Genomic DNA, 23,858 nt, shown 5'->3' with positions numbered 1-23,858 from the left:
ACGGCTCTACATTTAATCTTTACTTAAGCATCGGCTATATTTGCTTCGTCTGTTTAAGTAAAAGTTAAAGATAAAGTTTTACGCGCTAAAATGGATTTTTCGCGGAAAGGCAGGAACCTTACTCTAGAGTCGTAATGACTCAGTTCCCCTTCCCGGTCTTCAAGGATTCAAGTCGTGACCTAGTGTCAGGATTGCAGTTATTAAACTTTGAATGATGAACATTCAAGCTCAATAACTACATTGAATACCTGAATTATCAGATATCGCCAATGGTGATATCTAAGGCATTGCCCGAAGGCCCGGCCATAACATAATCAAAACGCCCCCTATTGGCACTGTCATAAGTAGATTTCTATTTCAATATAACTATTTGAATTACATTTCGGAGAACTATTATGAGCGATTTAAAACAAGCTGCACAAAAAGCCATTGAGTTAATGGATCTGACTACCCTAAATGACGACGATACCGATCAGAAAGTGATCGAGCTTTGTCATAAGGCCGTGACTCCGGCTGGCAACACTGCCGCCATCTGTATTTATCCGCGTTTTATTCCCATTGCCCGTAAGACACTGAACGATATGGGCGCCGAAAGCGTGCGTATCGCGACAGTCACTAACTTCCCCCACGGCAATGATGATATAGCCATCGCAGTATTAGAGACTCGTGCAGCCGTTGCTTACGGAGCCGATGAAGTCGATGTGGTTTTCCCATACCGCGCGCTGATGGAAGGCAACGAAACTGTTGGTTTCGAGTTAGTTAAAGCCTGTAAAGAAGCCTGTGGTGAAGATGTACTGCTAAAAGTTATCATCGAGTCTGGCGTGCTTCAAGACCCAGCTCTTATCCGTAAGGCGTCAGAGCTTTGTATCGATGCTGGTGCCGATTTCATTAAGACATCAACCGGTAAAGTTGCCGTTAATGCCACTCTAGAAGCGGCTGAAATTATGATGACTGTGATCAGTGAGAAGAACACCAAAGTAGGTTTCAAGCCTGCAGGTGGTGTCCGTGATGCTGCTGCTGCGAAAGAGTTTTTAGGCCTAGCTGCTCGTCTTCTTGGTGATGACTGGGCTACCCCACGCACCTTCCGTTTCGGTGCCTCTAGCCTACTGGTTAACTTGCTGCACACCTTAGAGCTTGGCGAAGCTGCTAAAGGTAAACAGGGCTACTAGTTAAAAAGGGCTAAGTCACAATAACCTTATTCTTTTTATGTGAAGAATAAGGTTAATCTTTTTAGTTAAGTGTGATCTAAATCTATTTGAAGACACTGAAATTGGGCTAACATCAAATGTAGCAAAGTTACAGTTTTTGGTGTTTATAAAAGAGTTTGTTGCTATAAATTGAATTTTAGTTACAGACTTGGAGGCGGTACCATGTTTCTAGCACAAGAGATAATTCGTAAAAAACGCAACGCAGAAGCCTTGTCTAAAGAAGAGATCCAGTTTTTCGTCAAAGGCATCACAGATAATACCGTTTCAGAAGGCCAAATTGCGGCCTTTGGTATGGCAGTTTACTTCAACGACATGAGCATGGATGAGCGTATCGCGCTGACCACATGTATGCGTGACTCTGGCACAGTACTCGACTGGCGGAGTTTGGATCTTAACGGTCCTATCATAGATAAGCACAGTACGGGTGGCGTCGGTGACGTTATCAGCTTGATGCTTGGCCCAATGGCTGCCGCTTGCGGTGGTTATGTGCCAATGATATCGGGTCGTGGTCTGGGTCATACCGGCGGTACCTTAGATAAGTTTGATGCCATCCCAGGTTATCAAACTGAGCCAGATAGCGCCCTGTTCCGAAAAGTGGTTAAAGAGGCGGGTGTAGCCATCATAGGCCAAACCGGCGATCTGGTTCCAGCCGATAAGCGCTTTTACTCCATTCGTGACAATACTGCCACTGTCGAGTCAATTTCACTGATTACCGCTTCTATACTGTCCAAGAAATTGGCAGCAGGTTTAGATGCTCTGGCTATGGACGTCAAAGTAGGTAGTGGTGCATTTATGCCGACCTATGAAGCATCTGAAGAGTTAGCACGTAGCATTACCGCAGTGGCTAACGGTGCTGGAACTAAGACAACTGCATTACTTACAGACATGAATCAGGTCTTGGCTTCATGTGCGGGTAATGCCGTCGAGGTGAAAGAGGCGGTTGATTTCCTTACGGGGAAATATCGCAACCCACGACTTTATGAAGTCACCATGGGCTTATGTGCCGAAATGCTGCAACTCGGTGGGCTAGCCGAGAATGAAGCGCAAGCGAGAGATAAACTCAATACCGTGCTCGATAACGGTAAAGCGGCAGAAATTTTTGGCCGCATGATCTCGGGCCTGGGTGGTCCAACGGACTTTATCGAAAATCCAGGTCTGTATCTGCCCGAGTCTAATATAGTTCGTCCGGTTTATGCCGAGCAAGCCGGTTTCGCATCGGCCATGGATACTCGAGAGCTAGGTATGGCTGTGGTCACTTTAGGTGGTGGACGCCGCAAACCCGGTGATGCACTAGATTACAGCGTGGGTCTGACTCAGGTCTGCGCCTTAGGCGATGAGATCACTAAAGATAAGCCTATTGCCATGATCCACGCTCAGTCTGAGAGCGCTTTCGAAGAAGCGTCTTCAGCAGTTAGAAATGCAATTCAGGTCACTGAGACTCGTTCCGAGAAGACGCCTGAAATTTATCGTTATATACGCGCCGAAGATCTGTAACTGGGCAGCGTAAGAGGTTTTTATGAAAAGAACAATAATCATGATGATGGACTCATTCGGTGTAGGGGCTGCAAGTGATGCAGCATCTTTCGGCGATATAGGGTCCGATACTTTCGGAAGCATTGCCAAAGCTTGCGCCGAAGGTAAAGCCGATATCGGCCGTCAAGGACCACTTAAATTACCTAACCTTTGTCGTCTTGGTCTAGCCATGGCGGGTAAAGAGAGTACTGGTGAGTTTGCTGCGGGTTTTAGTGACAATGTCGAAGTGATTGGTGCCTATGGCCATGCCGATGAACTTAGTACAGGTAAAGACACGCCCAGTGGTCATTGGGAAATGGCGGGTGTGCCCGTCTTATACGAATGGGGATATTTCTCCGATCTGACTAATTCTTTTCCGAAAGAGCTGACCGATAAGATTCTGGCTCGTGCCGGACTCGACAGTTATATGGGTAACTGCCATGCGTCGGGTACAGCGATATTAGAAGAGCTTGGCGAAGAGCATATGCGCACCGGCCAGCCTATCTTTTATACTTCGGCGGATTCGGTGTTTCAGATAGCCTGTCACGAAGAGTCTTTTGGCTTAGAGAATCTTTACACTCTATGCCAAATCGCGCGAGAAGAACTTGAGCCATATAATATTGGTCGCGTGATTGCCCGTGCCTTCGTGGGTACTTGTGCCAGCGATTTTGAGCGTACCGGTAATCGTCGTGATTATGCAGTCGAGCCTCCAGCTAAGACGGTACTGGACAAGCTAGTTGCCGATGGCGGCGAAGTGGTCAGTGTCGGTAAGATTGCCGATATCTACGCTCACTGTGGTATCACCAAGAAGGTGAAGGCAACTGGGCTCGAAGCCCTGTTCGATGCCACGCTTGAGCAAGTTAAACAAGCGGGTGACAGAAGTATAGTGTTCACCAACTTTGTCGATTTCGACTCTCATTACGGACATCGCCGCGATATCGCCGGTTATGCCAAGGCGCTGGAATATTTTGATTCCCGTATGCCTGAGATGTTGGACATTCTCAAGGAAGATGATTTGCTGATATTAACTGCCGATCACGGCTGTGATCCAAGTTGGAAAGGCACAGATCATACTCGCGAACGTGTGCCTGTATTGGCATTAGGCGCCGGACTAGAAGCTGGATCTCTGGGACGTCGTAAGAGTTTCGCCGACATAGGTCAGTCTATCGCAACCTATTTCAAGCTTGAGCCGATGGAATATGGCGAGTCTTTCGTTAAATAACACATTTTAGTACTAAGCTGATACCTATTAGCTTAGTACTGCTTTTTAGTTTGGCGGTTTAGATGATGGTCGCCAGATTCAAAACTTAAGTAACTAATTTTTAATATTAATTTAAGTTACTAATCCAAATAAATATATAAGGGGTTATATAGATGGCTACACCACATATTAATGCTGTTGATGGTGCATTCGCAGATACAGTACTTTTTCCAGGCGATCCACTTCGTGCTAAGTACATAGCTGAGACGTTCCTAGAGAATGTTGAACAAGTGACTGACGTGCGTAACATGTTTGGTTTTACTGGTACTTACAAAGGTGTTCGTATCTCAGTTATGGGTTCAGGCATGGGCATTCCTTCTTGCTCTATCTATGCGACAGAACTTATCAGAGATTACGGCGTTAAGAACCTGATCCGTGTTGGTACTTGTGGCGCTGTTAGCACAGACGTTAAAGTACGTGACGTATTGATCGGCATGGGTGCAAGTACTGACTCACAAGCTAACCGTCTACGCTTCAAGGGCCAGGATTTTGCTGCTATCGCAGATTACGGTCTACTTAGCGCTGTTGTTAAGGCTGCTGATGCTAAAGGTATTAAGTACCGCGTAGGTAACTTGTTCTCTGCCGATCTGTTCTACACTCCGGATCCAGAGATGTTCGACGTGATGGAAAAGATGGACATTCTAGGTGTCGAGATGGAAGCTGCCGGTCTATACGGCGTAGCGAAAGAGTTCGGTGCTAAGGCATTATGTGTTGTGACTGTATCGGATCATATCCGTACCGGTGAGAAGACATCTGCCGAAGAGCGTCAGACTACCTTCAACGAAATGATCGAAATGACACTAGAAGCGGCTATTACTCTGTAATTTCACTTTTACTTGTTCAAAGTCCCCTCCATCGCTATCCGTGCGATCGGGGATAAGTACATTCATGTACAAAATAGGGGCTCATTAGAGCCCTTTTTTTGTGCCTGATGTTAAAATAAAAGCTTAGACGACGGGCTTCGGCCTAGTGGAAAAGACAATAAACTTTGTTGCAAAACTATGCTTAATCGTCTATTCACTTAAAACTGATGTGACCCCCTAAAAGTGGACACCTTATATAAGCGATAAGGTGTCATGAAAATTAGAACTCGTAAGATCCACACTACAGCCTTCAAATTGGCTGCTGTTCAACAATCCTTAAACTCTCCCGATACAGTGAAGGCTCTAGCTGGTAAATTAGGTATTCACCCCGCTTTGCTCAGTAAATGGAGAGCCCAATTGACGTCCAAAAATCACGCCTCTAAACCTATTAAAAATATTGGCCCTAAGAAGAGCCTAACTGAACTTGAACGTGAAAATAGTGAGCTTCGTAAAAGCTGGAACGTGCAGAGTTGGAGAACGATATCCTAAAAAAGGCGAAGGAGTTCTTCGACAAACACCAGGGATAAAGTTTCAGTTTATCCAAGGTTATTGCTCAACTCGAAGAACGATAAAACTACTCTGTGAGATTTTTGGTGTATCTCGCTCAGGCTATTACACCTGGCTAGACCGCAAGCCTTCTCAACGCGATGAAGATAATGAAGTATTATCTGATTTTCTCAAAGAAAAGATAGCTGAGCACAGGGGCATAGCAGGTTATAGGAAGTTATGGCTGGATGCTGTAGCTAATGGTTTCGATTGTAATAAAAAGCGAGTTCAACGCTTGTTACAGGTGTTTGGTTACAGGTCTAAAGCATGTAAAAGGAAGTTCGGTGTAGTGAAGCCTAGGTTGATTGAAACAAGAGCTCCAAATTACTTAAACAGGGAGTTTGAAGTGGCTAAGCCTAATACAGTTTTGGTATCAGATATTACACAAATTAGGTGTAAAGAGGGCTGGCAGTATCTGTGTGTCATCATCGACTTATACTCGCGTAAAGTGGTGAGCTGGGCAACTAGCTATATAAACTCGAGCGAACTGGTGATGAAGTCACTCAAACAAGCTTGGGCAGAACGAAGGCCTGATGGAAGTGAGCTGATGTTTCACTCAGATCAAGGGACTCAGTACAGAAGCTTTGAGGTACTTAAATGGCTAACGAAACGTAAGGTCACAGTGAGTATGTCGAGAAAGGGGAATTGCTGGGATAATGCCTGCTCGGAAAGTTTTTTTGCTCAGTTAAAGAAAGAATGGTTCTCTAACTTAGAAAAGCTAAGCAGAAAAGAAATGACGATACAGTGTCGATTTTATATCGATGATTATTATAATATGGTGAGAAGGCATGGGACTCTAAATGGAGTAAGCCCCATAACTTTTGAATCAAGGATTTAAACCCCGTGTCCACTTAACCGGGGTCATATCAAACTTAAAACTTAGAGCTTAGAGCTTAGAGCTTAGAGCTTAAAACTTAAAGCTTAAAACTTTGCATTCAAACCTAGGAACTCGCCACATCTTGCTTGTTAACTTTAATTTTAACTTTATCTAACTTCTTCGGCCTCTTTCTTAATTTCGCGCGAGTCTTACGCCTATCGAAATCGGCACGTTTAAATGATAGTGAACGTGACAATAGCATGCCTATCAGGCCCGCTATGATGAGCATCATCTGTTGTTGTTCCATGTTGATCAGATGTGCTTCTTTAATTTCGTTGAAGAAGAGTCTGGGTTCTAGCCTAACTTCTATATAGCCTAAGTTATTCCCGTCTTGGGTTACCGCTTCCACATAAGGCGGATAACGTTTGAGTAACTGGTGCAATTCCTCAGAATCTGCCTCCAGGTCTTCATCGCTAACACTCTGGGCAAATGACAGCCTCTGTCCATCCTCACTAAAAATACTGGCTGACATCACTTTAGGGTCTAAAACCAATGCACTGGCTAACCACTGTAGCTGCTCATCATTCTGTAGTTGCAGCGCCGGAGCTGCGCCATAAGCTGTCTGTTGAACCAGTAATCTGGCCATCATTTGTGTTTGGGACTTTAGAAGCTGCTGCCCTTGTAGTAGGCTAGTTTCCCACAGCTGGATAAGACCCACGGCTAAGGTGATAGCAATTGCCATCTGTATTAGCCTGCTAATTCTATGGCTCTTTTTCAGACCTTTAAGAAAAAACACTGTATACCTGAATTTATGAAGGGTTTAGCTAATCATAATTGATTATGGCCTTGCCCGGTAGTTGGAGAGCATTACTAATGGAAAGTCTAAGTCATAACTTGCTGTTTTCTTGGTTATCGAGTAGAGAAAGTAACCGTTTTTCATATCAGAGTCAGACTTTGGCTAAGCATATGGAGGCTAAAGCTCCAATTTGCAAAACTAAGATCCGTTGTGTCTATGAGAATAGGTCAGATGAAGCTGCACTCGCTGGGGCCATAGGTTTGCTACAGCAAGATTTGAGTTTAGCGATTATCGAGCGTAAAACCGGACTCTTTTGCATAGAAATCTGTGCCCAAGAGTCACTAAATCAGGCCCAGGTGCAAGTGATATCCTCTATCCCTGGGGTTGAGGTTTTTCCTGTTTCAGATAAACAAGCTAAGTTAAACCTGCCAGGCTTGCTAGTGATGGACATGGACTCCACGGCGATTGAAATCGAGTGTATTGATGAGCTTGCTGTGATGGCAGGAGTCGGTGAAGCCGTGGCGGAAGTGACAGAACGCGCCATGCAAGGTGAGTTGGACTTTGAAGAGAGTCTACGTGCACGCGTCGCTCGGCTCGAAGGTGCCGATGAGCAGATTATTCAAGACTTATGTGATCGATTGCCCTTGATGCCGGGTCTGGTGGAGTCCGTTAATGAGTTACAGTCCTATGGCTGGAAACTCGTGGTGGCCTCGGGTGGCTTCACCCCCTTCGTCGGCCATCTGAAACACTTGCTTGATTTAGATGCCGCATATGCAAACGAGCTGGTTATCGAGCAAGGTAAACTTGCCGGAACCGTTACGGGCCAGATTGTCGATGCTCAGTTTAAGGCCGATACTGTGCTTCGCTGCGCCGAGTTGTGGAACATTCCCGTGGGACAAAGACTGGCTATCGGCGATGGTGCCAATGATATTCCCATGATCCAGACTGCCGATTATGGTATCGCTTATCATGCTAAGCCCAAACTTGAACAGGCGGCCGATGTCGCAATCTGTAAGCTCAACCTCAAGGTTCTGCCATTCTTGTTGCTGCTTAGTTAGTTGGGCAAACTGTCAGATGTAGGCTAGATTTTGGTTGGAAGGGAGCTCTCTTCCAACCAAGTGTATTTAAATAACTTAGTTCTTAAATGAGTTCTTTAAATTAGTTATTTATATTATTTATATTATTTATATTAGTTCTTTAGATTAGTTCTTTAGATTAGTAGTGCATTAGCCTGGTATTTAATTTTTTGTTTTAAACTATCTCTTATAAGCTCTGAGCACTTAGGTTTTCCTTAATCGCTTGTTTGACTCGTGTGTTTCTGACTTGCCGCTCTTGTTTTTTATCAGTTGATTCAGTAGTTTATTAACTAAGTTCATTCCAGTAAAAATTAAGATATGCGCCGTGACTATTGAACAAAACTCGATATTTATCCCTTATTTGGATGGGGAACTGCACCTTAGGCAGATAAAGCCTGTGGATGCGGATATGAGTAAACCGCCAATATTTATGCTTCATGGTGCCATGTCTAACGGTCGGGTTTTTTACAGTGATTCAGGTAAGGGATTAGGGTGTTTTCTGGCTAAGTCTGGCTTCGTTGTCTACGTGCTCGATACATATGGCCGTGGACTCAGTACACCAAAATTGCGGCGGGGATCTACACCCGGCCAAGGTCAGGTGATTCGAGATCAGTTACCCTTAATACATCATTATATCCTCTCCCTGCATCCGCATAACTCTCAAGTTCACTGGTGTGGTCATTCATGGGGCGGGGTGCTGATGGCCAGTGCTATATCCAGATACCCACTGTTTCAAGAGAGCGTCGCTTCCCTAGTCACCTTCGGCACTAAGCGTAGTATCAAGATAAAATCCTGGAAAAAATGGCTGATGGTCGATATCGGCTGGAATAAGCTTGCGCCGCTCATTGCTTGGTCTCATGGCTATCTAGCCGCCGCTCGTTGGCGCATAGGCATGGATAATGAGAGTCGCTCATCTCTGGCTCAGAGTATCGATTGGGTGCGAGGTGAATGGATAGATCACGATGATGGATTCGATTATGGCAAAGCCGCCATCAACACAGCTAAGCAAGGCAAGTGGCCAAAAGCCTGGTTTATTGCCGGCCTAGGAGACGAGGTATTGGGACATCCTCAGGATGTCCTAAGAATGATTAAGGAATGTCAGTTCTATGATGTTCGCTACACCTTATTGTCCAAGGCTGAAGGTTACCGCCATGATTACGGCCATGGGGATATGTTGACTCACACAGATGCTACAGGTGATCACTTCGAGGAGGTGAAGCTCTGGTATGAACAGATTGAAGTGAGTCAGTTCCTAGGGGCTAGCACCTAGGAACTTATCTTCTTAAGTGACTAGCTTGCATCAGCCGTGATACTTGACTCTGCATCGTGAAGCAGGGGATATCTCAGTATGACCTCTTCGGTAATATCCAGTAGCTCGCCGACACCTATGATCCGCCACAAGAGCTCTTCGAGCTTTCTGGACTTATGGTGAGCGTGGATGCCGATATATTCCATCTCACGTCGAATATAGCCAAGATCTGGTTTTCCCGTAGCACCTCGGTATACCCTAAGGGCCATAAAGCGGCCTAAGTTATTGCTTTGGCGAATGAAGTGTTGCCTGGCATTGATATCGCCTATTTCATTGGGCGGCACACACTTTACTCTGACTTGTCCCTGTGATTGCCTGGAAACCTGAAGGAACATCTCGAAATACTCAAGTCCATGCTGGGGCTTAAGTACGCGGATAGGGTCGATAAAGCTTGTCTTCAAACGACCGTCTTTTAGCAAGGACTCTAGATTATATTCCAATGCTTGGCTGGCCGAGGCGGCAAATATATCTGTGATGACATTCTTATGGGTGCCGACTCCAATGGTGGAGAGTTTTGCCGATTTTTGGGTTTTTTCTATAAAATAGGGCACAGAGTCTAGGTGACGCATCAATAAGTTCTTTAAGCCATCAGCCAGTTCTTTCTTATCACTGTTGGCTTCGGTGAGCTTTTCTAACTTGTCTCTATTCTGAATGATGAGCTTATTAAGAAATTCGGCCCCGACATGTAGGGTATGTCCCATTACCGCTGCCAGGTGAACTATGTCGCCTTTTTTCCGGGTCTTGATCAGTCGATAGGGGAGATGACTAAGCTGAACCTTACTCGACATCTGCTGTAGCTTGGGAAAACCAACTTGAATCGGTGCTGTTTTATCAAATTGAGCCGCTTCATCTAAGGCTAACTGTACTCCCTTACTCGATATATCATGGGTTGAGCCTGTGATTGATAGCTTTCCTTGGCTTAATTTCACCTGAGTCTTGAAGGAGTAGCGCGCCTCATTTCGGCGTTCACTGAACTGAAGGGAGAGCAGCTTTATCGGGTTGATTTTGACTTTCTGTTGTCCGAAGACTTTCAATTCATTGGCTTTACTTTGACATCTCTTGCCCCAAGACAGGTAATCTTGCTGTGACTCATCGGTCGTGAGATCAATAAGCTGTAGCACATGGGTAAAACGTTTCAGCTGGGTTTCGGTAAGGGCGCTGTAATTGGTGTCGTCACCGGGGAGCATGGAGGCTTTATAAGATTTGGCATGATCTATCTTATGGTGAGCCAGCTTAAAAATTCTCCAGGAAGGCTTACTGGCACCGAAACTAAAGAACAGAGCTTGCAAATCCTTCTGTTTAAGTTCGGTCAATGTCGCCGAATAGAAGTAGATGTGCCCTTGAGCATGGAAGGTAAAACAGAAAAATAGCTGGTGATCTTTATTTTCTGGCTCATTCAGCGTGGACTTCAAGCGAGTATCGGACAGCATCTGGGATAGCTGGCTAACATCATTTTCATCTTGAAAGTAATACTGTAGTTGCTGGTTATCCCGACTGAGTAATTTATGGGTAATTTGATATTTACCCTCGATGGATTCAAGATATAAAGGTAGATGGGGCAGGTGAGGCAGATAGTGGCGTTCGAAGCCTAATCCCGTCGCCGCCACTAGCACATCGTTAATATCGACCTTGTACTTGAATTTATAGCCTCTGATCAGGTTAGATAGCATCTCCGATAAGGCATCGGAACCCCCAATACGTTTGAGCCGCATCCAGCAATATTCATGGTTGATTTGTGTATCGACGATTTCGTAATCAACCCCTTGCTGCAGGTCTTCATAATAATATTCTTCACCCAGTTCGAGTAGCTTTACTCTGATGGGTTTATCTAGGTCAAAATGATGTTTCAGGGGCAGTCGAATTCTCGCGCCACCCACAGACAAGTCTACCGTTATCCCCTGTATCTCAGGCCGGTTAGGCTGGAGCACAGAAATACGTATGCTGTAGTTCATCCGCTCTTCACTACGATTGAAATAACTGCCTAAGACAACTCCTTGTGCTAGATAGGGAGCAAATGGAAGCTCATCTTGAGCATTTGTACCGTCTCTTAGTTTTAGCTTTCTGAGTTTGTGGGCGTCGATGACATTCTCATAAACACCTAAGGTATATTGATCACGGTAGAGTGCCACGGATTCGATGAAGCTCTCTTTGGCTGGAGCATCTAAGAAATGTTGCTGCTTACCATGGACAAGCTCTTCGCAGGCTAATTCAGATTTATCTCTTAGATCTATGATGCGAGTACAGGGTGACGCGATGCGATTGAGCTCCATCTTGAGTAAGAAACGAGTGGAATTCGATTCTTCTAAGGTCAGGCTCTCAAATAGCTCATGAAAATTGGGTTCCATTAGCAGGGGCTTGAGCTGTTCAATTAGGGCGCTATGTTCGTCTAAACTCATCTACTCGCTTCTTTTAAGAGGGCTTATACAATCGTATTTGATAGTCTTGTGGGCTGAAAACTAAGGCGGTTAATAGTATCATGTCGGCAAAATCTGATATTACTTGATACTTAATAAGGCTAGCTCACATATTTAGGTCTTTATGAGTGATGCACACTCACTATCTGTGACATCCGCTATCGAGTTACACTCGTTTACGTTTCAAAGGATATGCGTTCACTCACTTTCATCTTAAGTCATTATTGGCTTTGATTGTACGTTATTCTTTTTGAACCTATGGGTTAATTGTTAGATTAACTCTATTTCTCAACTTATTGTAATAAAGAGCTATGGCTAAAAATAAAACAGCATTTGTATGTAATGAGTGTGGTCAGGATTTTCCACGTTGGCAAGGACAGTGTAGCGCCTGTAATGAGTGGAATACAGTTACAGAAGTACGCTTAGGGTCAATCAAGTCGGCGGGTTCTTCTGTGTCTGGTTATGCGGGTGCCGTTGGCGGTGGTTCGAAGAAACTTAGCGAGATTAAAGAAGTCGAAGCCGAGAAGATGCTCACTGGCATTGGTGAACTCGACCGGGTCTTGTGTGGTGGTTTAACCACAGGCTCTGTGAATATAATTTCAGGCGATCCCGGAGCAGGCAAGACCACCTTGTTATCTGATCTCGTATCGCGCATGTCACAACTGATGCCATCGCTATACTGTACCGCTGAAGAGTCCTTGTCACAGTTTAAGAATCGTGTGAATCGCCTTAAGTTAAGCTTTAATGAAGATAATTTATACCTGATGGCGGAAACGAGTGTTGAGGCCATCATTGCCGAGCTAGATGCCAAGCAGATTAAATTTGCCGTTATCGACTCGATTCAAGCTGTGGTAACAGATTTCGCCAATGGCAGTCCCGGGTCTCCCTCTCAAGTGAAGAGCAGTGCACAGGCACTGACTCAATACTGTAAGCAAAATAACGTCACCATGTTCCTCGTGGCCCACGTGAATAAAAATAATGAAACTGCCGGCCCGCAGACATTGATCCATATCGTCGATTGTCTCACTCACCTGGAGTGTAACGATGGTCAAATTCGTACTCTTAGAGCCAATAAGAACCGCTTCGGTGATGTGGATACCGTAGGTATCTTCAAAATGTCGGAGCGAGGTATGCTCAGTGTCGATAACCCAAGCGAAATCTTCCTCTCCGGGTCGACAACGGAATCACCCGGGGCGGCGATCACCTGTATTCGTAAGGGTAATCGTAACTTGTTGCTGGAGATCCAGTGCTTAACCACGGAAACTGAAGGTGAATTTCCACAGCGAGTCTGTGTCGGTCTCAATATGAACCGGATTAAGATGCTCACAGGCATATTGCGTAAACACACGCGAACTAAGATTTTTCACGACACTTATTTCAATTTAGTCGGCGGTCTTAAAATCGATGAGTCTGAAACCTGTATCGACTTGGCCTTAGTCACCGCCTTACTCAGTAGCTTGAATGATTTTGTGGTGCCAAGAACCACTTGCATCATGGGTGAGCTGAGCTTGAATGGCGATGTGCGTCCTATAGACAGCGGTGTACCTAGAGTGAAAGAAGCGGTGCAGCATGGCTTTACCGAGATCTATATTCCGTACCGCAACTATCACAAGTCGATGGAAGGGCTTGGGGCTAAGATTTATCCGGTGAAGACTATCCATGACTTTCTAGAGTTAATAAATTAACTCGTTTATTTTGTTTGTAGGTTCATGTGAGTTCATTCGGGTGGATAGGTATTGGCTTGTGTGATGATAACTTTGAGCTTCATTGTTACTTGTAGCCTGCGGCTCGCTTATATGCAGAGACTTCTGCGAGACGCCGCAGGTACAGTCCCTGTAGGCTCTGCCAAAAAGTCCCTTTTTTGGAAGCTCGCAGCCGCATCTACATTGGATGATTTTCTCTCTTCGATTTGGGCCAACAGGTTATAATTCTGGTGTTTATAAGCGGGCAGATTTGGTATTTGGTTCGTTTACTGGAGACCATAACTTTATCGTTATCTAACGCCTGCCAGGCGAGGGATGTGCACTCTTTAGTTTGAGGTGTTCTGCGACACGGTGAATATGACATAGTCATGTGCCTATGAACGAGAAGCATGGAAGCTGAACTGGCCTTTAGATAGGATATCATTCAAGTACAGCTCCTATAGGCTCTGGAGATTCCAACAACTTCCATGTTTAACGACCAGTTCGGCTTTTCGGCCTCTGGTTCGCAGAGCTCCACTTTATGACACCTTACCCTGAAACGTGCAGGACCTTTGACTCTAACTCTCGAGATTTTTGATGAGTAAAAGTGGCTTAATTTATTCTAAGGGCCTAAATCGCTCCGGCCTTTTGTCTGGACCCTTTATCTGAGTTTGGCATTCGATATATAGTTGGCATGCTTTGGGGAAATAGGCATTACTTTGAAAGGGCTAACATTTGCGCCACCTGTATTACCACTTGGGACTAAGCCGAACGCTGTTTTTGTTGCCGCTCCTACTACCCTGAAGGCTTGACCCAAGAGTTCACCTAGATTCCTCTGTCTTAATGCCCAAAATAACATGATGTAATGCACTTTTACGTGGTAGTAAGTCGACTCCTGACCTATGACATGAGCATTTTCTAAGTATTTAAATGCATGAGAATAATGTCCAGCGGCATAGGCTTTACGCGCCAGGTTTAATTCTGTCTCTACGTACGGCTTGATGTTCTTGGTAAATCTACCGAACATGGTTACTTCCTCTAGGTGTGTCACATCAGACTCAGTATTGAGAATCGGATTTGGTGGACTTGTTAGTGCACTTTAGACTAACGCTGCTTTAACGCCGCCACTGCCAAACCCGATGTAATAAATGTCACTCCAGCTACTTATTAGCTTACCTTTAATCCTTTTTTAAGGAATTGTGCGATATATTGTTCTACCGCATATTCAAACTCATGGTCTGACTCTGAAACGACCATTACATGGTATTTCAGGTTTTTAGGCTTAAATTCTATGGGCACTATCTTCATATGAAGTGGTCTGTTTTCTATGCCTGGGAAATTTTTAGCAAGACCTAGCTTCAATTGACTCATATCCAGTTTATATAACACCTGCTGAGAATCTTGGACGCTATATCCTTTAGGTAATGGGACGAAAACCATAGGTTTCATAGCGTCTGGTTGTTCCAGAAGTTGCTCAAGATAGTGTGCAATATATTTTTCTACTTGTTTAGTTTTATCCCATTCTTGGTGAGTGTTAACTGTGACTTCATATTTGTAAAATCTATCTTTATCCCCGGCAGGTTTAAAGATAAGGGGCATAATATTGATATTTATTTGTTTTTGTACGGATTCTGGGAATTGTTTTAAAACTGAATACTGAATTTTCCTCATGTCTACTTTATTGAGGAATGCTTGGCCAGTTTTGTCTGACCAATCTTGAGGCATTTCAACGAGAGTCATAACTCTTGTTTCGCCACAAGAAATTAATAGAAGAGTTAAAAAGATAATGATTGTTTTTTTCACTGAATATTCCTTTAATCAGAGATTTTTTTTGACAAACTAACGCCTGCAATAATAGATTAGGCAATAAAAGTGCCTGGCTACATTTTATCCTTGTTTTTTAACAGGTTGTGAGACTGTATTACACTGCTATCGACCTTCATCGAATATAGAAAAATTAGGCTGTAAAGCACACCAGTTAGCTGCTAATTTACCTTGTGAGGCATTTTTACCAATACTCTTTAATTAATGATATTTTACCATCAGTAAAACCAAATAAAGCAAAGTAAGCAGTCCCGGATTTCCAAGAACCATCTTTTTGTATCATCCCATATGAATATTCAATGGCAGCGTGGTTTTTACCAATAATAGAGTTCAAAATCCTAGCTTGGTTATCTTCTTTATTTTGATAAGAGCCTTTGTTTAACTGTCTAAGGAAGGCTTCACGCCAAGTCTTTTTGTTAAAGTTGGCAGAATACTCAGTATGTACATATTGCACTTTTTCGTGAGTTAAAGATAAAAAGTTGTCTATGTCTTCGACAGTAGAGCCGCTACGAAATATTTTATCTATAGCATTAAAGTAGGACTGAACTTGTGCTAATTGGCTGTCTGAATCACATTGAGAAGCGAAACCTGGTCTTGAAAGAAGCATCAAGACAACTGCTATCCCTATTTTATATATTAAGCTCATTTATACTCCATTATTTGATACTGTAGTGAATGCCTAAGGTTTTATACACGCCTTGCGCGTTTACCCTGTCAGTTTTTTAAGTTGGTTTTATATATAACTGATTCACTATATATTTAACGTGTTGCTTTTAATATTGTTCCTAAGTGAGTGTACATTTTATTCCCCTCGTATTTCCTGCCAGTCTAGGCAGTGAATATATCACCCGTGTAAGTTACATTGTTTTAACCTTGTTAACAATGATGAACGGGTGGCTATGAGCGCAGCGCTGAACAGAGCTGAAGGTGGGGGAGCGAATAAGGTCTTCTTTCTTGTAGAGCCATTCTTGTTGATTAATTCTCGTAGAAAGAGTCTTGTGGGTCAATTATGCTTGATTCGCTAGGTGCTTCCATCCGGGTGCGGTTTCACAAAGGGACCAGATTACATATCAAGTCTATAATTAATTATCATGAGCTGCTTACCCATAAAACTAATCGGACAAGTTTATGGCATATTCTAAGTGGGAAATTCTAAGTGGGGCATTCTGTGAGTTGGGAGGAAGTACAGACTGATGACACTTGGCTAGTACCCGCTAAGCTAATTTATAATGAGCCTGTTATCTGAGGATTGTCACAAGATTTGGAAACGTGGCGTGTTGTTTCTCTGTATGAAGGCAATCAACCGTTAGGGTGGGGAAGGCTACTGCAGCATAAACTATGGATGTCAGTCTTGTTTATTTAAAATTTGAAAAAGATTTTATATGGTTAAAATCATACGTTATGATTTTATGGGGGGAAGAGTTTTTTGTATGGCTATTAGGATATTAACTATTAATTGTAAACGGAATGTCATAGCCTGCAATAATATTTTTTTCTAGGTTCTAGGTTCTAGGTTCTAGGTTCTAGATTAGATTTAGTTTAGTGTTGAGCTTAACGGCTAAGGTCTAAAAACAGACTGGCATATTCCGGGTTATTTGTTGCTCTTGTCTGGTTTCGAAAACCTATACTATTTTAGGAAAAGTTATGCGCCTTGTTAAAGTTAGATTATCAATATTAATCACATTTATGACTAGTTTGGCTGTTCTTAGTGCTAGTGCTTATGCCATTGACAAAAGTGATACGGAATCATTGAGTAATATGAGGCAAGCTGCACTAGCAAAAATAGATGTTTTAGCATGTTTGGAGCATGGTGGTGTGGTTAAAAATGTGTGCATGATGGGAATGCCTGCCTGCGTTCAGCTGTATATGGATGCAGGTAAAAAATGCACTGATAGCTCAGAGTGTGCAGGTGAGTGTCGCATTAGCAAAGACTTTGTCGATGCTGGCGTGCAAGCCGTTGGCTCTTGTAGTAGAGATAATGATCCCTGTGGTTGCTTCCAGTTAGTCAAATCTGGCGTGGCAGATCATGCCCTTTGTACCGATTAGTCTAATCACTTGCTAGATTAGGCTATTGTAATACCAATCGGCCTAAAATTGTGGTGGCAGCTAAGCTGGCGCCTCAAAATCTTCCTTAAGATATATTTATCTGATTCCGTGATATGAGCCTGCTGTGTAAAATAAGTCTATCTGCTTATTTCTATTTATTTTTCTATTATTATCTCTATCTCTATTCCTCTTTTTATTTATCCTTTTCATATTCATTTGTATAAATTCACACAGATTGATTTAACGTTAAACCGTATTTCGAATACCGCATTCTGCATTTCGATACACTCTCTGTATTAATTTAATACTGATTTTTGCTAGTTTTAAACTGATTGATTGAAAACTGATTAATCACAATTTAATAATTTGCGAAGTGTTCGCTAAAGATGAAGGCAAGGCTAGTTATAATTATTGTGGCAACAATCAAAATGTGGTGTTGAAAGTTATTTAAATTCTGACCTTTAAATGCATTGGTCGTTTCGAGTGCGTTTGTATCATTGAATAAAGTTTTAAATTTTTTCTGATGTTCATTACTAATGACTTGCTGGTTATTGCTCTTTAGGAAGAATAAAATGATAAAGGAAAGATTAAAATGAAAAAAAGCTTAAACAAGATCTGTCTATCGATATGTTTATTGGCGAGTACAGCAGTCACAGTATCTGCAAGTCAAAATATTGCTACCGTATCTTCAGCCGCTTTAAAACTGGGTAGTCCGGCATCGTTTTTAGATATGTCAGGGGTGAATGCTGCAGCCAAAGAAAGGTTAAGACTAAACACAATATTTAGTAGTGCAGCAATAAGTAATGAAATCAATGATAAACCTCAGATGTTCACTCTGGTTATTAGCTCAGGTGAAGAGATAAAAGTTGTTGCCGATAACTTTTCAGTGGCAGTCGATGGCTCTCTATCTATGGGCGGGCAAGCTGTAGGCCTGCCTAATTCAGAATTTATCCTACAAGGGGATGACGATAAGGTTTATGGCTGGCTGATCTTAAGGGACCAAGATATTGCCTACGAATATACCACTGAAAATGGCAGTTTATTGGTCAATAAGATCGATATCACAGACGTCCACCCCAATTGTGACTTCCAATACCATGATCAGTTGGCGTCATCGCCTGAGTCTGAATTCGCTTTTCCTGCCGCATTCGCATCAAGCTCCCATCTGGGAACTTATCCAGGAACACATCTTGGGCAACTAGAAAGTAAACCCGGATCTAGCTATGTGATCTTACTCGATACAAGTCGGATCATGAGCAATGGCATTCCCTATGATGTGTCAAAAGAGTTTATCTGGACCACCTGGCAGATTGTATCTGCAAGTTTTTCCATGCTGGATGTTAATGTGACGACAAGTTGGGACGTTTATAATCGTGCGGCAGTGAGTCGACGCGGTGGCGCTGCCATGTATCGCGAAACGGGTCGCTCGACTTGTCATTACGCGTTCGGTACTTCCACCTTCTGTACCTTGCATAGAGAGAGTGATGCTTATGGCCAAGGGCGTATTGCAGCCCATGAACTCGGTCACTTACTGCACCTTGCCCATGACGGTGGTTATCCAGGCGGTGAGTATTATAACGGTATATCTGATTTCCAGTGGGTGCCTATCATGGGTAACATTTGGATGGGGACTGGCTGGGGCCAGGCTATTTATCAATGGAGTAAAGGCGAATATTCAGGTGCCTCTAATCGCGAAGATGACTTTTATATTATCAATGGATTTATCCCTTTCAAATCAGATGATATCTCTAACACTAAGGCCCTAGAACTTGGTGCGAATGGCAGCGTGAGTGCCGCAAATAATAGTGGCCAGATAGAGCGAAATACAGATACTGACATCTTCACATTTAGTATAGGTGCCGCGGGTGGTCATGTTAATTTCAGTATCAATAGAACTGAACATATAGGTGGCGGCATGCTTGATGTTCAGGCTTATATTAAAGACAGTGCCGGATACACACTGGCGCAGTCTAATAAGAGTGTGGATCGCTCAGCTTCTTTCAATCAGGACTTATCCTCAGGAAATTACACTTTAGAAGTTACCGGTGGAGCAGAAGGCACCCCTAACTGGGGATTTTCAAAATACTCTTCCCTGGGATATTACGCTATAGAAGGCAATGTTACTGGTATAGGTAGCGATGGTGATGCGCCGAGTATCACCAACCTAGTCGATGGTTCGACCTTGAGTGGCTCATCTCAACTATTTACCTGGGATGCAGGCAATGCTGAAGGATTCTGGTTCTATGCCGGCTCATCACAGGGAGCTGAGGATTATTATCGAAGCCCAAGCCAAATTGATGGTACTTCTCATACTGTCACCGACCTACCCACAGATGGCTCAAGCATTTATGTCACCTTCCACTATCTTATGGGAGGGGAATGGTCTCAGCTGCATTTCACTTATAGGGCGGCGGATGATAGTCAAACTGGCGAGCTTGGACTTACTAGTCCTGTGGAGGGGGATGTGCTGACTGGCTCATCGCAAATATTTAACTGGAATGCCGGTCAGGCTAGTGGTTTTTGGTTCTACGCCGGCTCTGCACGGGGGACGCAGGATTACTATCGCAGCGATAGCCAAGTTAGCGGAACCTCCCATACTGTGACAGGTCTGCCCACAGATGGCTCAGAAGTCCATATCACCTTGCATTATCTACTGAACGAGCAGTGGTCACAGCTGTATTATATCTACACCGCAGCCGATCATGTAGCAAGTTGTGATCAGGCCCCAGCGATACCGGCTCAGGCTATCAATAGGGTTAACTCTTCCAGTTCATTCACTGCAGTTTGGAGCCCAGTCAATGAGGCTAGCAATTATACCCTGCAGTTATGGGAGAACAGTTCATGGCAGACAATCGACACCACAACACAGAGTGAATACAGCTTTACTGGCTTGTCAGCCAACAGCACTCAGTATGTTAAAGTGATGGCATCAAATACATGTGGTGACAGTGGTTACAGCCAATGGTCTGAGGTGACGCTATCGGGCGGCGACTGTAGCGAAAGTCCGGCAATGCCTACAGGTGCTAGCGGCTCTAGCCAGTTAATTAGCTGGAATCCAGTGTCTGAGGCTACTGGCTACGACATACAGTATTGGACCGGTTCCTGGACAGTTCTGGGGAGTTCATCGACCACAAGTTACAGCTTAGGTTTATCGGGCACTCAATATGTTCGAGTCAGAGCGTCAAATAGCTGCGGCGTTAGTGAATACTCCAACTACATCACAGTAAACTAGTATTGTTATCGCCTTTTAAAGGAAAAAAATAGGGTCAATGCCTGCTCCTGATTGCAAACTATCGACTCAGAATACTAGATAGGCAATTGGGTTCAGGCATGTTTAATCATGAAATGTTGAATAAAGATATATTTTATCTGAACATCTTCTCAAGCTAGGCGAGATTTTTGCTGTGTCAACAGGGTGAGAATGTGGATCAGGAGAAGATAGCTTAGTATATAAGGTCCACAACGAGCGCTTTCGATACTGGAAATCAATAAATTCTTGGTATATACGACAGTTTAGAAGACTGCCTCAGTGGTTTTTTTCAGCCTAGGCTTATTGGTTATGACTCTGAATTATTGCTTGTTAGTAATTTTAGTTTAGCAATTTTACTTTAGTGTATTGAAGCTTAAAAATAGGACGGATTCAAGCACGACTAAGCGTCATTAATCATTGTCACCGCCCCTTTTATGCTATTATTTCTGCGCTCTGACTCCCATCAGATGCTCAACCTTTTCCACGTTTCTGAAGCCGGCCGACTTGAGGCGGCGGATGACACCGTCGACAAAACTGCTGCCTTTCTTTACTACGTGTGGGTTGCCAGTGTAATGAAAAAGTTGTCCGTCACGGCGCAGTACCCGGTAGATCTCCCGGTAGAACTCTTCACTATAGAGCTCCCCGGCGAGGGAAAAGCGTGGTGGATCGTGAACGACCGCATCGAAGGATATCGAAGGCATTGTCTTTATCAGCTCAAAGCTGCTGCCCTGACGTTGCACTATGCCATCTTTATCCAAATCTTTTGACCAAGGATTCTGTGCGCGTAGCCCCATTACCTCTGGGCTCAGTTCTATGGTGAGCACTTCGCTCGCTCCTAGTCTGTGGGCCGCTATGGCCGCATAGCCAAGTCCACTACAGCAGTCCAATACCTTGTCACCCTTATGCACCGCTTGTTGAGCCATTTCGGAGGCACTAGTAAAGGGATCGGTTCCCTTGGATATGTGCATCTTGACGCCGCTAATTTCTAGTAGAGGTGCTCCAGTCGTGGGAACTAGCTTGTAGTAGCCTGAGCTGCGGTCCTCAAGTGGAAACATATCTCCATCACTACAGAGGTAGATCCTCTGTGTCTTCTTGACGATTTTTTTTAGCTCGTCAATGGAAAGTAGATTGTCTTCGTCGAGTACTAGACCTTGGTCACTTAAGGAAAACTCCCGTTCTGAAATATTCAGGTCAACGGAGAGGCGGACGCTGGACAGTCCTTTAGCGATGGCCTCCAGTGCCTGTCGGGCATTAATTGTATGAAGGTAGTAGTCGGGCATATCGTAGGTTTATCTAGTTAGAAATACTGGCGCTACTATACACCTTTGGCATTTTTTTGGGGGGCTTAAATAAGCCATTAGATGGGCACGAAATCGCTAGGCATCATAGTCTTGGTATTGGCAGAGTAAATGCTTAATGGTGACAACTATCAACTTCAAACTGGTGAAACTTAATGACTTTAATATTACGTTTTTAATGACACATTAAGCAGCTAAATAAAGTGAGTTAAACTAGCGAGGGACGAGCAGGGTAAATGTTTAATATTATTGTAATTTAACGGCTAGTTACGGATGAATCACACTTGGTCCTGCCGTTTGGTTATTTTGATCCAAGTAAAGGTTACAAATAAAAGCGTAAGTAAAGAAGCTATAAAAGTTTTCAATACTCCAGCATAAATAACCCCTGTTTCACCACAAGCATTTTCAGGATTAGTTAGGTCAGCCACAATATAATATGGAAAAATTCCAAACTCTCTTTTATAAGCACAGATACTATTCCAAGTTTCTACGTTATTGATCCAAAGAGTTAGCATAATAAAAAAACCAAAAAACTGATAAGTGTTAATACAAGTTTATTTTTCAAAAATACTCACCCCAGATATCACTATTTTAATCGTGCGTAACTCCTTTTATTCTGGAAATTCCGAAAAATGGAGCACGAAAGCTCAGTTAACTTAGCAAAATAAAACATGCATGTTAAACATGAATAAACCAAAAAAATTCTGAGTTCCTGTCCTTGATTTAAACCTTTCGGCTCAGAACAAGTGAACAAGAGAACAAGAGATAAAGCTAATCTTTTACGCAGGAGGCATAGTTATCAGGCGTGCAGTAGGTTAGTGGGGTGGTTATGTTTTTTTCATACTTCTGTTTATTCGCTATTTTATACAGGGTGAAAATAGCTTGTTTACCCATCTCGAAAGGGTTTTGTCCTATGTTTCCATGTGCAAGGTTTTCTCGTAAATATTCCAGTTGGATCTTAGCTGAATCACCTATGATAAGAATAATGTCCTTTTGTTCGAGATTGACTTTGTATGGCTCGACGGTTTGCCGATAGCCATCAACAAACTGAGGCCAGCCGCCGACAGCAACAAATGAGTCGACTTTGTTATCTTGGTATAAATTAAGCACCGTTTTTAGATCTTCTAAGGCTCGACTGAACTGACCAAAATTATATAAAGGTGCGCTAAATTCTGACCAGCCATTCTCTCCATTTAATCGTTCACCTGGCGGGGCGAGGTAAGGCTTACCGGAAAGTGCCGAGCGTACTCCCATCACTCTAAGGTTTAGGTTAGGTGAGTCCGGACGTCCACTTTGTATAATCAATGAACCACCGTTAGGCCGGTGTCGCTTTAGCTGCTCCCCTAGGGCCTTGCCGAGTTCAAAATCATCTGAACCAATATAAGCAAGGCGAAGATGTTGATATTTTTTTAGGGTTTTATGATCAAAGTCAGCATCAAAAGTAATGATAGGAATGCCTTGCTTAATCGCTTTCTGAAGGCTATGGCTTGCAAGAAAATCAGATTGAGTGATCGAAACTGCAATGCCATCTACTCCCTCATCAATCAGCTCTGAAATTATTTGATCCTGAACTCTGACATCAATGTTACTGCTACCACGAAATATACATTCGACATTAGCTAGTTTGGCGGCTGCCACTCTGCAGCCTTTACCTGTGGCAATAAAAAATGGGTTATTGATCTCTTTTGGCACCAAGGCAAACCTAAGGTTTTCAGCCATAGCGGTAAAGGGCAGGTTTAGTAGTAAGCAATAGAATAAAAAGTAAAAAAAACAGCGCACGACATTCACCCTTAGACTGTACGAATTTGAGTCGGAAACCTGCAGTAAGTATAGTTGAAGCCTATTAGGTTCTCGATGAATTGATTCTCGACTCGACTATAAACACGCTTCGAGCAGCCGCAGTACTTAGCTTTCTTATAAACTTGGGGGGAACTGACTAGGGGTTATGATTACGCG

Annotated in this window: 16 protein-coding genes and 1 pseudogene; 10 read left to right on the top strand and 7 right to left on the bottom strand. The window is 43.4% G+C overall.

The features are described from left to right. Nucleotides 1–395: 395 nt before the first annotated feature. From deoC to SVI_RS15425, 5 genes and pseudogenes are all read left to right on the top strand, one after another. A complete protein-coding gene (deoC, locus tag SVI_RS15445; protein ID WP_013052545.1) occupies nt 396–1,169 on the top strand; it encodes a deoxyribose-phosphate aldolase in 774 nt (257 codons plus the stop codon). Between the two features lie 201 nt (nt 1,170–1,370). Continuing rightward, nucleotides 1,371–2,702, top strand: a complete 1,332-nt coding sequence (gene deoA, locus SVI_RS15440) for a thymidine phosphorylase (protein ID WP_013052544.1) — start codon at nt 1,371–1,373, stop codon at nt 2,700–2,702. A gap of 22 nt (nt 2,703–2,724) precedes the next feature. Then, entirely contained in the window at nt 2,725–3,942 is a 1,218-nt protein-coding gene (locus SVI_RS15435; protein ID WP_013052543.1) for a phosphopentomutase, read from the top strand. A gap of 152 nt (nt 3,943–4,094) precedes the next feature. Continuing rightward, nucleotides 4,095–4,805 carry a purine-nucleoside phosphorylase gene (gene deoD / locus SVI_RS15430; protein WP_013052542.1) on the top strand — a complete coding sequence of 237 codons (711 nt, stop codon included), beginning with the start codon at nt 4,095–4,097 and terminating at the stop codon, nt 4,803–4,805. Between the two features lie 252 nt (nt 4,806–5,057). Continuing rightward, nucleotides 5,058–6,228, top strand: a pseudogene (locus SVI_RS15425) (IS3 family transposase). A gap of 103 nt (nt 6,229–6,331) precedes the next feature. Here the strand turns inward: SVI_RS15425 and SVI_RS15420 are convergent. Beyond that, nucleotides 6,332–6,949, bottom strand: coding sequence for an AhpA/YtjB family protein (locus SVI_RS15420; RefSeq protein ID WP_231847734.1), 618 nt, complete (start codon nt 6,947–6,949; stop codon nt 6,332–6,334). A gap of 131 nt (nt 6,950–7,080) precedes the next feature. Here SVI_RS15420 and serB point away from each other — a divergent pair, with 131 nt between their 5' ends. Both serB and SVI_RS15410 read left to right on the top strand, forming a co-directional pair. Continuing rightward, nucleotides 7,081–8,061 carry a phosphoserine phosphatase SerB gene (serB, locus tag SVI_RS15415; RefSeq protein WP_041420011.1) on the top strand — a complete coding sequence of 327 codons (981 nt, stop codon included), beginning with the start codon at nt 7,081–7,083 and terminating at the stop codon, nt 8,059–8,061. Between the two features lie 343 nt (nt 8,062–8,404). Beyond that, a complete protein-coding gene (locus SVI_RS15410) occupies nt 8,405–9,349 on the top strand; it encodes an alpha/beta fold hydrolase (RefSeq protein WP_013052537.1) in 945 nt (314 codons plus the stop codon). A 20-nt stretch (nt 9,350–9,369) separates the two neighbouring features. Here SVI_RS15410 and SVI_RS15405 read toward each other — a convergent pair whose 3' ends face one another. Beyond that, nucleotides 9,370–11,784 carry a PilZ domain-containing protein gene (locus SVI_RS15405; protein WP_013052536.1) on the bottom strand — a complete coding sequence of 805 codons (2,415 nt, stop codon included), beginning with the start codon at nt 11,782–11,784 and terminating at the stop codon, nt 9,370–9,372. A 329-nt stretch (nt 11,785–12,113) separates the two neighbouring features. Between SVI_RS15405 and radA the strand changes: the two genes are divergently transcribed. After that, the gene (radA, locus tag SVI_RS15400) at nt 12,114–13,487 is read left to right on the top strand and encodes a DNA repair protein RadA (protein ID WP_013052535.1); all 1,374 of its coding nucleotides are present in this window, start codon (nt 12,114–12,116) and stop codon (nt 13,485–13,487) included. Nucleotides 13,488–14,145: 658 nt separating this feature from the next. Here the strand turns inward: radA and SVI_RS15395 are convergent. From SVI_RS15395 to SVI_RS15385, 3 genes are all read right to left on the bottom strand, one after another. Next, a complete protein-coding gene (locus tag SVI_RS15395) occupies nt 14,146–14,511 on the bottom strand; it encodes a DUF3703 domain-containing protein (RefSeq protein ID WP_041420009.1) in 366 nt (121 codons plus the stop codon). A 140-nt stretch (nt 14,512–14,651) separates the two neighbouring features. Next, on the bottom strand, nt 14,652–15,287 hold the full coding sequence (locus tag SVI_RS15390) for a hypothetical protein (protein WP_013052533.1): 636 nt from the start codon (nt 15,285–15,287) through the stop codon (nt 14,652–14,654). A gap of 205 nt (nt 15,288–15,492) precedes the next feature. Next, nucleotides 15,493–15,954 (bottom strand): nuclear transport factor 2-like protein, encoded by a 462-nt coding sequence (locus tag SVI_RS15385; protein ID WP_013052532.1) that lies wholly within the window; start codon nt 15,952–15,954, stop codon nt 15,493–15,495. Between the two features lie 998 nt (nt 15,955–16,952). On the opposite strand from SVI_RS15385, the gene SVI_RS20795 reads away from it, so the two are divergent. Both SVI_RS20795 and SVI_RS15375 read left to right on the top strand, forming a co-directional pair. Further along, complete coding sequence (locus tag SVI_RS20795; protein WP_013052530.1) at nt 16,953–17,354, top strand: hypothetical protein; 402 nt, start codon at nt 16,953–16,955, stop codon at nt 17,352–17,354. 592 nt (nt 17,355–17,946) lie between these two features. Further along, nucleotides 17,947–20,586: a fibronectin type III domain-containing protein gene (locus SVI_RS15375; protein ID WP_013052529.1), complete on the top strand. Its 2,640-nt coding sequence runs from the start codon at nt 17,947–17,949 to the stop codon at nt 20,584–20,586. A 458-nt stretch (nt 20,587–21,044) separates the two neighbouring features. Here the strand turns inward: SVI_RS15375 and SVI_RS15370 are convergent, their stop codons facing one another. Next, nucleotides 21,045–21,884, bottom strand: a complete 840-nt coding sequence (locus SVI_RS15370) for a class I SAM-dependent methyltransferase (RefSeq protein ID WP_013052528.1) — start codon at nt 21,882–21,884, stop codon at nt 21,045–21,047. Nucleotides 21,885–22,673: 789 nt separating this feature from the next. Continuing rightward, the gene (locus tag SVI_RS15360; protein WP_041420008.1) at nt 22,674–23,681 is read right to left on the bottom strand and encodes a substrate-binding domain-containing protein; all 1,008 of its coding nucleotides are present in this window, start codon (nt 23,679–23,681) and stop codon (nt 22,674–22,676) included. Nucleotides 23,682–23,858 lie beyond the last annotated feature (177 nt).

This window comes from Shewanella violacea DSS12, assembly GCF_000091325.1.
In the GTDB taxonomy this organism is placed as follows: domain Bacteria; phylum Pseudomonadota; class Gammaproteobacteria; order Enterobacterales; family Shewanellaceae; genus Shewanella; species Shewanella violacea.
Note: the sequence above shows the minus strand (reverse complement) of the source record. Positions and strands in the feature narration are given on the sequence as shown.